At 66.0% G+C, this 12,621-nt stretch carries 12 protein-coding genes; 4 read left to right on the forward strand and 8 right to left on the reverse strand.

The features are described 5' to 3' along the window. Positions 1-16: 16 nt before the first annotated feature. Positions 17-814: a 1-acyl-sn-glycerol-3-phosphate acyltransferase gene (locus BCM27_RS19895; RefSeq protein ID WP_004022620.1), complete on the reverse strand. Its 798-nt coding sequence runs from the start codon at positions 812-814 to the stop codon at positions 17-19. 197 nt (positions 815-1,011) lie between these two features. Here BCM27_RS19895 and BCM27_RS19900 point away from each other — a divergent pair, with 197 nt between their 5' ends. Genes BCM27_RS19900 through BCM27_RS19910 form a run of 3 tightly spaced genes read left to right on the forward strand, consistent with a single transcriptional unit; the run spans position 1,012 to position 3,652 of the window. Next, on the forward strand, positions 1,012-1,653 hold the full coding sequence (locus tag BCM27_RS19900) for a PaaI family thioesterase (RefSeq protein ID WP_004022619.1): 642 nt from the start codon (positions 1,012-1,014) through the stop codon (positions 1,651-1,653). Next, positions 1,653-2,693, forward strand: coding sequence for an alcohol dehydrogenase catalytic domain-containing protein (locus BCM27_RS19905; RefSeq protein WP_004022618.1), 1,041 nt, complete (start codon positions 1,653-1,655; stop codon positions 2,691-2,693). Before BCM27_RS19900 ends, BCM27_RS19905 begins: the two co-directional genes overlap by 1 nt. Before the next feature lie 44 nt (positions 2,694-2,737). Then, on the forward strand, positions 2,738-3,652 hold the full coding sequence (locus tag BCM27_RS19910) for an amidohydrolase family protein (protein ID WP_004022617.1): 915 nt from the start codon (positions 2,738-2,740) through the stop codon (positions 3,650-3,652). A 20-nt stretch (positions 3,653-3,672) separates the two neighbouring features. Here the strand turns inward: BCM27_RS19910 and BCM27_RS19915 are convergent, their stop codons facing one another. The 7 genes from BCM27_RS19915 to BCM27_RS19945 all read right to left on the reverse strand — a co-directional run bounded on the left by BCM27_RS19915 (position 3,673) and on the right by BCM27_RS19945 (position 11,811). Continuing rightward, positions 3,673-4,386 (reverse strand): amino acid ABC transporter ATP-binding protein, encoded by a 714-nt coding sequence (locus BCM27_RS19915; protein ID WP_172622116.1) that lies wholly within the window; start codon positions 4,384-4,386, stop codon positions 3,673-3,675. A 91-nt stretch (positions 4,387-4,477) separates the two neighbouring features. Beyond that, positions 4,478-6,304, reverse strand: a complete 1,827-nt coding sequence (locus BCM27_RS19920) for an ABC transporter substrate-binding protein/permease (RefSeq protein WP_004022615.1) — start codon at positions 6,302-6,304, stop codon at positions 4,478-4,480. A gap of 577 nt (positions 6,305-6,881) precedes the next feature. Next, on the reverse strand, positions 6,882-7,559 hold the full coding sequence (locus BCM27_RS19925) for a hypothetical protein (RefSeq protein WP_239450620.1): 678 nt from the start codon (positions 7,557-7,559) through the stop codon (positions 6,882-6,884). Between the two features lie 49 nt (positions 7,560-7,608). Further along, positions 7,609-10,005: a TPR repeat domain-containing protein gene (locus BCM27_RS19930; protein ID WP_004022613.1), complete on the reverse strand. Its 2,397-nt coding sequence runs from the start codon at positions 10,003-10,005 to the stop codon at positions 7,609-7,611. Continuing rightward, complete coding sequence (locus tag BCM27_RS19935; RefSeq protein ID WP_239450621.1) at positions 10,005-10,235, reverse strand: hypothetical protein; 231 nt, start codon at positions 10,233-10,235, stop codon at positions 10,005-10,007. Before BCM27_RS19935 ends, BCM27_RS19930 begins: the two co-directional genes overlap by 1 nt. A 268-nt stretch (positions 10,236-10,503) precedes the next feature. Then, positions 10,504-10,773 (reverse strand): DUF2277 domain-containing protein, encoded by a 270-nt coding sequence (locus BCM27_RS19940; protein WP_004022611.1) that lies wholly within the window; start codon positions 10,771-10,773, stop codon positions 10,504-10,506. 63 nt (positions 10,774-10,836) lie between these two features. Beyond that, positions 10,837-11,811: an NADPH:quinone oxidoreductase family protein gene (locus BCM27_RS19945; protein ID WP_004022610.1), complete on the reverse strand. Its 975-nt coding sequence runs from the start codon at positions 11,809-11,811 to the stop codon at positions 10,837-10,839. A 50-nt stretch (positions 11,812-11,861) separates the two neighbouring features. On the opposite strand from BCM27_RS19945, the gene BCM27_RS19950 reads away from it, so the two are divergent. Beyond that, entirely contained in the window at positions 11,862-12,587 is a 726-nt protein-coding gene (locus BCM27_RS19950) for a class I SAM-dependent methyltransferase (protein ID WP_004022609.1), read from the forward strand. Positions 12,588-12,621: the final 34 nt, after the last annotated feature.

Consider the following 12,621-nt stretch of genomic DNA (forward strand, 5'->3'; position numbering starts at 1 on the left):
CGTCGTCTCCTCGTGGTCAGCCCAGAACCGGGAACCGGCGGGAGCGGGCGAGGTGGTCCAGTGCGTGCTGCATGCGTTTGCGGACCATCTGGTCCACCTCGTCGTGTTCGGGGTTGTTGCCGAACTCGGCGGTGATGTCGATCGGGTCGAGAACCTCCGTCACCAGCTTCGACGGCAACGGGATGTTCGGCGGGAGGTGCGCGGTCAGACCGAACGGGAAACCGAAGGCAAACGGTGCAGTATCGGTACGGATCAGCTTGTCGAGTCGCAGGATTCGAGCGAGCGTGTCGCCACGATTGAGGAACAGCTGCGTCTCCTGCCCACCGATGGTGACGATGGGGACGATCGGCACGCCGGCCTCGAGAGCGGTGCGGATGTAGCCGGTACGACCGTGGAAGTCGATGGTCGCGCTCTGGCTGCTCGGGCGGAGAGCCTCCCATTCGCCGCCGGGGAACACGATCGTCGCAGCGCCCGCCCGCAGCGCGGCGACCGCGTTCTTGGGGTGAGCCGGGAGGAACCCGACCTTGCCGAAGATCTGTCTGCCCGCCCCGGTGAAGATGAGGTCGTGGGCAAGGGTGTACAGCGGCCGGTCCGCCCCGAATTCGTCGGCGAACGCCACGCTGATCACCGGGACGTCGAAGGCCATCAGTCCGCCGGAGTGGTTGGACACGAGTAGTGCACCGCCGTCGGGCACCTTGTCCATACCCCGCACCTCGGACCGGAAATAGGTTTTCGCCACGAGTTTCAGGACGGGCAGGACCCGCTTCACCCAGGTCTCGTCGCGTGCGGTGAGGTCGAAGGTCTCGGCGCTCATCGATCACATTTCCTGTGGGATTGCATCTGCGGTTCGCGCGGATCACCGCTTGATCAGCCGGGGCGAGCCCTCCGACCGGGGTCGATGTCCTCGGAACCGCAAAATGAGAACACGTTCTAGTGGTTGAATTAGAACACGTTCTACATAGCGTCGCCACACTTCGTTACCTATGCCACAACTGACTGATCGGTAGCCACATGGAGTTCATCCTGGAGGACATCTCCGAAGCCGAGGTCGCGCGTCGCCGCGCGGTCTACACCCCGCTCACCGACACCGTTCGCGATCTCGTCGACGCGGTGATCCGCACCGAGGTGGCCGAGGAGGACCTCGACGAGGCGCGCCGGCGGATCGCCGAGGTGGTGGCCGACCTGCGCAGTCGGCAGATGGACGGCGCCTTCGGGGTCCGACACACGCGCGAGAACACCGGCATGGCCTGGGGAAACGCGGTCATCGGCGTCCGCAACGCGCTGGCGCCGCCGCTCGACGTCGTGCACGTGGCCGACGGGGTCCGGAGCGAATTCACGCTGGGCGCGGCCTACGAGGGTCCACCCGGGCAGGTCCACGGCGGGGTGTGCGCGCTGGTCCTCGATCACGTCCTGGGCAACGCGGCGAGTGTGGAGGGCCCCTGCTACACCGGCACCCTCACCGTCCGGTACGGGCGGCCGACACCGCTGGGCGCGCTCGTCGCGCAGGCGTGGGTGACCGAGCAGAACGGACGCAAACGCATCGTCCGCGGCACGATCTCGGATGCCGACGGGGTGACCTGCGAGGCCGAGGGCGTGTTCATCGTGCCCCGGTCCGCGGCCGACGTCCCGTCGGTGCGCTGGTCGGCGGGCTGATGCGCGCCGCGGTGACCGCCCCGGGAGAGTCCGGCGCGGGCGAGTTCATCTCGGGCGGATTCGTCGTCGACGACCGACCCGACCCCACCCCCGGTCCCGGCGAGCTGGTACTGCGCGTGGCCGCGAACGGCATCTGCGGTTCCGATCTGTCGACCGCGCCGCTGCTACCGAGCGGGACGATCATGGGTCACGAGTTCGCCGGCGAGGTCGTCGGTGTGGGACCCGAGGACCCGGACGTCCCCCACTCCTTTCGAGTCGGCGACCCCGTGGCCGCCATGCCGGTGATCGGGTGCCATCGGTGCCGCGCCTGCCTCACCGGTGACGTCGCCCGCTGCCCATCGGCACGAACCCTGGGACTCGGCGTCCTGCCGGGCGGGCTCGCCGAGTTCGTCGCGGTCGGGGCGGCCGAGAGCGTGCTGCTCGACGGCATCGACCCGGTCGACGGCGCGCTCGTCGAACCGCTCGCAGTCGGATTGCACGCCGTCACCCGCGCGTCCGTCCGTCCCGGCGATCGGGTGCTGGTACTCGGCGCGGGACCAGTCGGTCTCGCTGCGCTGCACTGGCTGTCACGCGGAGTGGCCACCGAGCTGGTGTGCTCCGACCCGTCCCCGGGCAGGCGGGCGGCGGCACTCGATCTCGGCGCGTCCGCGGTGTGCACCCCCGACGAACTCCCCGCCCAGGTCGAATCGGGCTTCGACGTCGTCATCGAGTGCGTGGGCAAGCCGGGGATGATCGCCACTGCGCTGGACGCGGTCGCGACTCACGGCACCGTCGTCATCGCGGGCGTCTGCTTGAGCGACGACTCGTTCATGCCGGTCGCCGGGGTCGTGAAAGAGACCACGATGCACTTTGTCTCGTACTACACGGCGAGCGAGTTCCGCACCGCCGCAGCCGAGTTGAGCAAAGGCGCGATCGGGTCGTCGACGCTGGTCAGCGAGATCGTCGGGCTCGGCGAGGTGGACCGTGTCGTCCGGGAGCTCGCCGCGCCCAACGACCACCGGAAGGTGCTCATCGCGCCGGCGATGCCGGGCGTCCGCTGATCGGGACTCGCGGCCGGCGCCACACCCGGCGTACGGTCTCTGGGGTGAACAGTGCCGTTCCCGTGACCCCCGAGCCGTTCAGTACCGACGAGGCGCAGCGGGTGCGCGCGATCTGGTCAGACCTCGACCTGCCCGGCATCGTCGACGTGCACACCCACTTCATGCCGCGCCCGGTCATGGACAAGGTCTGGGCCTACTTCGACTCGGTCGGGCCACTGGTCGGACGCGAGTGGCCGATCACCTACCGCGCCGACGAGGACGTCCGGGTGTCCACGCTGCGGGACTTCGGGGTGCGGGCCTACTCGTCACTGGTGTACCCCCACAAACCGAACATGGCCGAGTGGCTGAACGGCTGGGCGCACGACTTCGCCGCGGGCCATGACGACTGCCTGCACACAGCGACGTTCTATCCGGAGGAGTCCGCCCACACCTATGTCTCCCGCGCCATCCAAGCGGGAACCCAGGTGTTCAAGTGCCACATCCAGGTCGGCGACTTCTCCCCCACCGATTCGCTTCTCGACGGCGTGTGGTCCCAGATCGCCGATTCGCAGGTCCCGGTCATCATCCACTGCGGGTCGGGGCCCGCGCCCGGCACCTTCACCGGACCCGAACCGATCCGCGAACTGCTGCACCGGTTTCCGTCGTTGCCGCTGATCGTCGCGCACATGGGGATGCCCGAGTACACCGCATTCCTCGACCTCGCGCTCGAGTACCCGAACGTGCACCTGGACACCACGATGGCGTTCACCGATTTCGCCGAGGAAGACGCCCCGTTCCCGGCGGACTACCTGCCGCGACTGGCCGACGCCGGCGAGAAGATCCTGTTCGGCAGCGACTTCCCGAACATCCCCTACGGCTATACCCACGCCCTCGAGGCGCTCATCCGCCTCGACCTCGGGGCCGACTGGCTCCGAGACGTGTTCTACCGCAACGGCTCCAGGCTCTTCGGGATCGGCTGACCCAGGCGGCCGGCGAGCGCTTACAGGACCTGGGACAGGAAGGTCCGCAGGCGGTCGGACTTCGCGTCGTCGAAGACTTGTTCCGGCCGGCCTGTCTCGACGACGGCTCCGTGATCCATGAACAGCACGTTGTCGGAGACGTTGCGCGCGAAGCCCATCTCGTGGGTGACGACCACCATGGTCATCCCCTGGGTGGCCAGGTCGGCCATCAGCGCGAGGACACCCTTGACGAGTTCGGGGTCGAGGGCGGACGTCGCCTCGTCGAAGAACATGACCTCGGGGGTCATGGCGAGCGCACGCGCGATGGCCACCCGCTGCTGCTGGCCGCCCGAAAGGCGTGCCGGGCGCACGTCGGCCTTGTTCGTCAGCCCGACGATCTCGAGCTGCCGCAGGGCGACCTCACGGGCCTCGTCCTTGCTCAGGCCCTTCAGCTTCCGCGGTCCGAGTGCGACGTTGTCGACGACGCTCTTGTGGGGGAAGAGGTTGAAGTGCTGGAACACCATGCCGATCCGGCGTCGGAGCTCGTCCGGGTTGTCCTTGAGCACGGACCTACCGTCGAGCAGGATGTCCCCCTGATCGGGTTCGTGTAGCCGGTTCAGCACCCGCAGGAGGGTCGACTTGCCCGATCCCGACGGCCCGATGACGGTCGTGGTGGTGCCGGCATCGACCTGGATGCCGACGCCCCGCAGCACGTGCTGCTTGCCGAACGACAGGTGCAGATCGGTGCCGGTCAGCGAGACGGCCTTCCGCGGGGTGGGCGCGGGCGAACCCGACGACGAGGCATTCGAGGCCTGGGAGTCGGACTTGTGGAGATCAGGCACGGGCCTATCCCTTCTCGACGACGGTCGGGGGCAGCGGGTCGTCCTGGACGTCGGCCGGTCGTCCGGTGCGCAGACGCCGGTCGATGTAGTTGACCAGGTGCGTCAGCGGGATGGTCAGGATCAGGTACATGATGCCCGCGGCGACGAGCGGCGAGAGATTGCCCGTCTGCGCGTTCAGATCGCGGCCCACGGCGAACAGCTCGCGCTGACTCGCCAGCAACCCGAGGAAGTACACCAGCGAGCTGTCCTTGATCAGACTGATGAACTGGTTCATCAGTGCCGGCAGCACCCGTCGGACGCCCTGCGGCACGACGACGAGCCGCATCGACTCGCGATAACTGAAGCCGATGGCCCGCGAGGCCTCGAGCTGACCGTCGTCGACGCTCTGGATCCCGGACCGGAAGATCTCACCGATGTAGGCCGCGGCCAGCAGGGCCAGCGCGACGGCACCCAGCCAGTACGGGTTGTTGCCGGTGATGCCCTTGACGACCGGGCCCACGCCGAGACCGACGATCAGGATGACGACCACCGCGGGCAATCCGCGGAAGATGTCTGTGTAGACCCGCGCCGGCCAGCGCAGCCAGCGCGAGCGCGAGATGCCGCAGATCGCCAGGATCATGCCGAGGATGGTGCCGAGGACTCCCGATACCAGCGACAGGATCAGGGTGTTGACCAGACCGGTCTTGATCAGCTCCGGGAATGACTCCTTGTAGAGATCCCAGTTGAAGAACGTGTCGCCGAGCTGCTGGAGCGTGCTCTTGGGCGCGGTCTCCTCTGCGGGCCCGGCCTTCTCGGCGTTCTCGGCCGCGATCGCGGCGATGTCGGGGAGCTCGGGCGTGGGAGCGGCCTTGCTGCCGGGCTTCCAGCCCTCGGGCAGTTCGCGGGGCACCCAGTCGACGTAGAGCTTCGCGTACGTGCCGTCGGCGATGATGGCGTCGAGTCCGGAGTTGAGGGCCTCGGTGAGCCGCGGCTTGTTCTTGCCGACCGCCCAGGCGACGAAGTTGTTGACGCTGAACGTGTTCTCGACGATCGCGGTGCCATCGCCTTCACGAACCGCACCCTCGGCCTGCTGAGACGGCGCGACCCAGGCGTCGACCTGGCCGCTCTTGAGGTTCGCGTAGGCGGTGGCGTAGTCGGGGAACTTGACCGGGTCGAGTCCGAGCGTGTTGACGACGTAGTCGTCCTGCACGGTGCCCTGGACGACGGCGATACGTGTGGACGCCGACAGGTCACCGAAGCTCTTGATGGAACCACTGGTCGGCGCGACGAGGGAGAAGTAGCCGAAGTCGTAACCGTTGGTGAAGTCGACGGTCTTGCGACGGTCGTCGGTGGTGGTGATCGAGGACGATCCGACGTCGAAGCGGTTGTTGGCCACCTGCGACAGCAGCCCCGCGAACTCGGTGCCGTTGAACTCGATCTGCAGACCCAGCTTCGCGGCGACGGCCTTGAGGAGTTCGTTGTCGAAGCCGGTGAAGTTGCCCGCGCTGTTCACGCAGATGCTCGGGCCCGCGTCCGACAGAGTGCCGACGGAGATCTTGCCGGGCGACAGCAGCTCCAGTTGGCCGACGTCGATCTGGTCGAGCGGTGTGGTCGACGCCGTGGTGTAGCGGTCTTCCCCGCCCTGATCCGCGGCGGCGAGGTTGACCGGAGCCGCCGACGCCGACGCGAGGCCGGCCGGTGCGCAGCTGTCGGCCGGAGCGGCCTGCGCACGGGGTGCGGGTCCGCCGAGGATGGTCAGCAGTCCGACGATGGCGGCCGCGAGGGCCAGCGCGACGACGCGGACGGCGCGCGGCGCGTCCCGTCGGGCGCTACGGGATCTGTGGTTGGACACCGTGTCGACACTATCCGCACGCGCAAGAGGTGTCCCAAATTTTTGCCCGCCGGTGAGTTTAACCCGGTTGACCAGGGGGTCGTCGTCGTAGCGGCGCCTGCGAGGCGTGCGTCGAGCGCGACCGTCGGCCACGTCCGCCCACGCCGATCGTCGAGGACGCCGTGCGGAGTGACCCCCGAGGATTCTCTATCCGGATGTACGAATTGCTTGTCGGAAAGCGGTGCTCGTGCTACCAATGATACAGGGATTCGGGATTTGTAACATCATTCTTCGCCGCGCCGGAAATCAACCCCCTCTTGAATCTCTGGCGCCCATCCCGCTATCCCACAGGCCGTCGACGTGCGGTTTTGTTGCGGCCTGCGTCCACTGTCGAATTCGAAGTGAAAGCGGGAAAAATCATGCTGTCTGCACTCTTCTACGCAATCGAGGCTTTCGACAACCTCTTGTGGGACATCGCCGAAACAATTGTCACCGGGAGCGACGAAGCCGCCGGCTCGTAGTCCCCCATCCAGTCAGGACGAGTTCAGCAGCGGGTATCGCCGGGCGATACCCACTGCTGAACCTATGTATGGACCGCTTAGACGCCGGCGCCCGACCACCCGGGGTACGACGGCCCAGGTGCCGTCAGGTCACCCATGTCGCCGCAGATACTGACGTCGGGCGAGGGCTCACCAGGACGCCCACCTGCGTCAAGAGCGAGGACTCTCCAGTCACCAAACACGTTGAACCCCGGGAACAGGCTGTCACCGGCCTCCGACCCGGGCGGCGCGGTCCCTCCGCTCTCAATGGTCAGCGACACCATGCCGACGCGCCCGAAGGCGCCTTGCGGCGGAAAATCCGCAGAGAAGTAGGGCGGGAAGGACGTCTCGCTGCTACTTGCTCGACCGAGATCGCAGACCTCAACCACCGTCTGATCGCCTGATAACGGCCGCACACTCGCGATTCGGAGAATCTTGTCCGCGGTGTTGTAGGGATCGTTGCTCGGCGCTGGGTCGAGGATGTCGGGTATCGGCACTGCCTCGCGAACCCCCGGGAACTCACCCTCGACGTCCCAATCGAAAAGCACGAGTAGATGGGACTCAGTGACCGCACGGACAAACGTACCCAGCGACGAATCAAGATCGACAACGCTGTCGTCCCGCCACCTCATTCTCCACTGCAAACCCTGTTCTGCTCGAGCCACCGATGGAGAAATGGCGGGGTTCGCCACCGATGCTTTCGCGCGTTCGTCCGGCCCCTCGGACGATTCGTTCATGCTGCACCCGAGTAACAACATGACGCACAGGGCGAGGATTGAAACTGCGCTAACGCGGCGCACTGTCTGAGACCTCAACTTCGTCTTTTGTTTCATCGATCGTCGGATCTTCAGCGGATTCATCGAAATGGTCGTTGTAGCGGTGCCGGATCGTTTCAGCACCAATGTCCCGCGAAAACTCTCGGAAGGCATCTCTGTTTTCTCGAACCATGTCCGTATCGATCGTTCCGTCCTCCAGCACGAAGGAGAACGTCGACCCGACTCGATTGGTCCACGGATTGCCCCAGAGATCGGGCCGGTCCTCGACGACACCAGAAGTCACTTGCACGACCCGGTCTGTGCCCGTAGTCATTTTGTCCAATCGCGTCTCCATGTCACGAATCTCGGTCCGCCAGGTGTTTTCGTCCTGCTGTGGGTCCGCAGTCGGAAGGCTGATCTCTTCGGCCTTCACGAGCGGCACCGTGAGTCCGGCGGCCTCGGAGAGACCCGGGATCCACAATCCACCCGCCCCCACCAGCGCACCCGCGGAGTCGATCAGGAACGTGTCCTCATTCCATTTGCGCAATCGTTCCCACTCGTCGTTGTCCGCCAGCGTCTCCAAGGCGTTGCTCAACCCGCCGCTCATCGAAGAATGGATCTTGCCCGCGGCAGTGGCGAGTTCGGTGTTGTCCGGGTCGCTCCCGAATTCATGGGCCAGGTAGTTCTCCCACTGGACGGCCGCAGTCAAGGCGATTCGGCCGGCCCCCGGATCCGTGGAAAGGACTCCGATCAGTTTCGAGAACTCGACGGTGTCTGCAAGCGGCCCGGCGGTGTGATTGGTCAAAACCTCGCTGGGCGCATCCGCGAAGTTGCCGAAGTAGGGGGCGAGATTCGCAGCGAGCACCTGTGAGAGATGGGGATTTCGCTCGCCGAGAGTCTCGTATTCGGTATTTCCGCTGTGGTCCTTGTCGACGTAAAGGGCGTCAAGCGTCTTTTCGTTCTCGATGAGCACACGCGCAAGCGCATCCGCCGACTTACCTCCGAGCTCACCCTCGTAGCCAGGCGCCGCTGCCGCTTCGCCAATCCAGTCGAACAGGTCCGTCGGTCCGCGCTGATCATCGGGGCTACACAGCTTCGGATCGACTTCCGACCAGTTCTCGGTGAGGACGTTCAGCACGTGCGCGTCTGCGTCGTACCGATGCCCTTCAGCGACCGTGACACCCATCCGCTCACCAGTGAGGAAGTCTGTCACCGCTTGGTGGTCGTGACTCGCGGTACTGAGCATCGAGCTGGCGACCTGGCGGACCTCGTCGAAAGTCTGATTCTCGTCGTAGAACCCGAACGGCGTGTCCTCGTCGTGCGGGAGCGCTCCGACGATTTCCGAAGCCTGTTTCAGCATTCCCCGATCGACATCAGTTCCCAGCTGCAGACTGCGGTCGGTGCGGTCACTGAGGATCGTATTGAGTGTCTTGAAATCGTCCAGGCGATTCACGCCTGTGAGCGAGTACAGCCGGCCACCGGACCCAACCATCTCCTGCTTGATCTGGTTTTCCCGCAGCAATGAGACAACAGTGCCGGGAAGCTGGTCGAGCCCGCCGGCGGACCCCGCCTTCGTCCGCACGTTCGGCGACGACATCACCCGTAGCGCGTTGCCGAGCACACCCGGCGCTTGTTCGTGAACGCGCAGCAATTCGTTCATGTCGGCCGAGCCGACCTCGGTCATGAATGTTCGCAGGTAGTCGTACTGCCCTTGCGGAATCTCGGTTGGCCGCCCTTGACGGAGGGATTCAAGTTGTTGGGGGGAGAAGTGCGTCGCATGGTTCAGTCGCGCGAGACCCGCAGGTGAAATAGTCCCTTCTCGTAAGGCTCTGACGTCGAGCTCAGCTTGGCGTGAACTCAAGCCCGCGGTGACCGGCGCCAGTGCGCGAATCAATTCCTCGGCTTGCGCGATTGCGCGTTTGGTGTCGACATCGGCGTCGTGCAGCTCACGAGCGAGTCGCTGGAGCCGCACAGTCTCGGTCTTCGACTCGTTTCCTCGCTCGGTGCGATCTCTCGCAATCTGAGCCAGCGCGGTCTCGTCGCCCTCATGGACCCGGGCTTCCGCCTGATAGTCGCGGAGGTCTCGGACAGTCCAGTCATCCTCCACCGAGAATCGATCACCCTCGAGATTGGTGGCCGTGGTATTCAAGGCTTCTACCATCGGCGTCATCCTGTTGGCACCCGATTTGAAGGCGTCAGCGAGTTGCTCGACACCGTCGGCGACGCGGGTCATCTGCGTCTTCTCCCACTCCGCTCGGGAGACGGCTCCGTCGTACGACCTGCCCTTCCAGTCGAGACCGGTCACCTTCGCGTACAAGTCCCCGGCTTTGCGCTCGATGGCAGTCCACACCGGCTTTAACGAGTCCGCGGCCTGGTGGAGCACCTCGGGATGGGCGACTCGGACAATCCTGCGTGGTTTGTCGGTCATCACTCGGGTCGCTGGTTGAGGTTGCCCAGCGACTGCAGAAGCCGAGCCGCCACGTCGTCCACATTCACCAAAACAGACGCCGCCGAGTCGAGCGCATCACCGAACTGCTCATGTCGCCCGGCTATTGTCGTCAGGGCCTGCTTGACGGAGGCATTTACGCTGTCGACCACAGAAGCGACCTCGAAACCGGTCATCGACATCTTGACAGCGCCGAAGGTCGGGGACTCCATCGTCCGGAGAGACATTCCGTACGTCGCCAGGTGGCGAGACGCGTCCGTCAGACTGCTCGGAGTCACCTCAACAGGTTTTGGTGCCATCGAATCCCCCAACCACTCACCGCACCCCTCCCGCAGGGGCACAGGCAACCACGTCGAGTGATAGTAGCGGCACTCGTGCTTGCAGCCGCGCGTCACTACACAGGAGGCGGCCGACCGGTCGACACGTTCGGCGGTAGGTATCCCCTGGCGATACCTACCGCTGAACCCGAATCGAGGCTCCTCAGCCTCGGACGGCGATGCGCGCCTGGACTTCGGGACGCCGCAGCGGGGGCACTGTCTTCGGCGGTTGACGACGCTCCGGCAGGACGTCGAGCAGGGTCCGCGTCGCCGCGGTGACCGCGGTGACCGCCGCCTCGAACGCCTCGACGTTCGCCGCCGATGGATGGCGGACCCCACTCACCTTGCGCACGTACTGCCGAGCCGCGGCCTCGATCTCGTCCCCCGTCGCCGGCGGTTCCAGACCACGGAGTTCGGTGATGTTGCGGCACATGGCAGATCCCTTCGGTCGGATGCTGGTGAGGGTCGCCGCCGGGACCGAACCGAGGTGGGGACCTCAGTCACCGATCTTGACGACCGCTTTGCCCAGGATCCGCCCTTCGGCCAGATCGGTCAACGCCTCGGGCAGCTGATCGAGCGTGTAGGTCACATTCACCTGCGGGGACATGCCGTCGGCGATCATCTGGGACAGCTCCTCGTGCAGGGTCGCGGGGAGGTTCAGCTCCGGGTGCGTGCGCACGTATTCGCCCCACGCGGCACCCACGACCGCGATGTTGCGGAACAGGACGCGGTTGAGTTTGACGGTCGGGATACCGCCCGCCGCGAAGCCGACCACCACGTACCGGCCGTCGGGCGCCACCTGGCGCAACGCCTCGTCGAACACCTCGCCGCCGGACGGATCGATCATCACGTCGACGCCCTTGGGGAAGATCTCCTTGAGCGCGGTCCCCCAGCCCTCTTCGAGCTGGACGATCTCGTCCGCCCCGGCACTGCGCAGCAGTTCTTCGGCGCCTTTGCGGTGGACGATCGCGACGACCTTTGCGCCGAGTGCCTTGGCGACCATGATCGACGCGGTGCCGACCCCACCGGCAGCACCGAGCACTCCCACGACCTCACCTTTCTGGAGGTGGGCGCGGGTCTTCAACGCGAACAGGGCCGTCTGATAGTTGATGCCCATCGCCGAGCCCTGTTCGAAGCTCAGCCCCTCCGGCAGCGGGAGCAGCTGTTCGGGTGCGGCCGCGACCTGTTCGGCGAAGCCCCCCACGATCGACGCGACGAGGACCTTGTCGCCGACCTTCACCGTCGATCCCTCGGGCGCCGAGCGCACCACCCCGGCCACCTCGGTTCCGGGCGTGAACGGAGTGGGGACGCGGAGCTGATACTTGCCCTGGCTCATCAGGACATCGGGGAAACACACCCCGCATGACTTCACATCGACGAGGACCTGACCGTCGGCGGGTACAGGGTCCGGGACGTCTTTCAGTTCGAGTCCGGAGGGGCCTGTCTCTGCATTGAGTACCTGAGCTTTCATACGGCTCACCCTACGCGGCGGCGCTCACAGACCCGATAGGATCTGGTGCCATGTCACACCCCACGGCCCAGCTGCCGAGCGCACCGTCCCCCGAACGCCTCCGAGTCGCCGAGGAGGCCCCCGGCTTCATGCCGCTCGACGAGGCGCAGACACTGTTCGAGATCGCCGGAGATTATCTGTCGCAACCGGATTCGACGAAGGTCGGCGTCGAGATCGGTACGTACTGCGGCAAGTCGACGGTGTTCCTCGGTTCCGCGGGCGAGGCGCACGACGCCGTCATCGTGACCGTCGATCACCATCGCGGTTCCGAGGAGCACCAGCCCGGGTGGGAGTACCACGACGAATCGCTCGTCGACGCGCACACCGGCACGCTGGACACCTCGGCACGCTTCCGCCGCACCATGTTCGACGCCGGGCTCGACCAGACCGTGGTGGGGGTGCTGGCACCGTCGACGGTCGCGGCGAAGGTCTGGGGCAAGCCGGCCGACTTCGTGTTCATCGACGGCGGCCACAGCATGGAGGCCGCACAGAACGACCTCGACGGATGGGCGCCATGGGTTCGCATCGGCGGCGCCCTGCTCATCCACGACGTCTTCCCCGACCCGGCCGACGGCGGGCGGCCGCCGTACGAGATCTACTGCCAGGCACTGGAAACCGGACAGTTCACCGAGGTCAGGGTCGAGGGATCGCTGCGCGTCCTGCGTCGCGATTCGGGTGACGTCGGTGCGCCCTTCGAGACGCCCTCCGCAAGCTCCGGGCTCCTCAGGGAGCAGTAAAAGCACCCGCGAGCTCCGAGAGGAGCGGGGCCCG

Source organism: Gordonia terrae (genome assembly GCF_001698225.1).
In the GTDB taxonomy this organism is placed as follows: domain Bacteria; phylum Actinomycetota; class Actinomycetes; order Mycobacteriales; family Mycobacteriaceae; genus Gordonia; species Gordonia terrae.

Excerpts from the sequence above, each read along its gene's own strand:
- BCM27_RS19925 (WP_239450620.1), bottom strand. The coding sequence starts at position 7,559 with ATGAACGAATCGTCCGAGGGGCCGGACGAACGCGCGAAAGCATCGGTG.
- BCM27_RS19945 (WP_004022610.1), bottom strand. The coding sequence starts at position 11,811 with ATGAAAGCTCAGGTACTCAATGCAGAGACAGGCCCCTCCGGACTCGAA.
- BCM27_RS19935 (WP_239450621.1), bottom strand. The coding sequence starts at position 10,235 with ATGGAGTCCCCGACCTTCGGCGCTGTCAAGATGTCGATGACCGGTTTC.
- BCM27_RS19895 (WP_004022620.1), bottom strand. The coding sequence starts at position 814 with ATGAGCGCCGAGACCTTCGACCTCACCGCACGCGACGAGACCTGGGTG.
- BCM27_RS19940 (WP_004022611.1), bottom strand. The coding sequence starts at position 10,773 with ATGTGCCGCAACATCACCGAACTCCGTGGTCTGGAACCGCCGGCGACG.
- BCM27_RS19905 (WP_004022618.1), top strand. The coding sequence starts at position 1,653 with ATGCGCGCCGCGGTGACCGCCCCGGGAGAGTCCGGCGCGGGCGAGTTC.
- BCM27_RS19930 (WP_004022613.1), bottom strand. The coding sequence starts at position 10,005 with ATGACCGACAAACCACGCAGGATTGTCCGAGTCGCCCATCCCGAGGTG.
- BCM27_RS19950 (WP_004022609.1), top strand. The coding sequence starts at position 11,862 with ATGTCACACCCCACGGCCCAGCTGCCGAGCGCACCGTCCCCCGAACGC.
- BCM27_RS19900 (WP_004022619.1), top strand. The coding sequence starts at position 1,012 with ATGGAGTTCATCCTGGAGGACATCTCCGAAGCCGAGGTCGCGCGTCGC.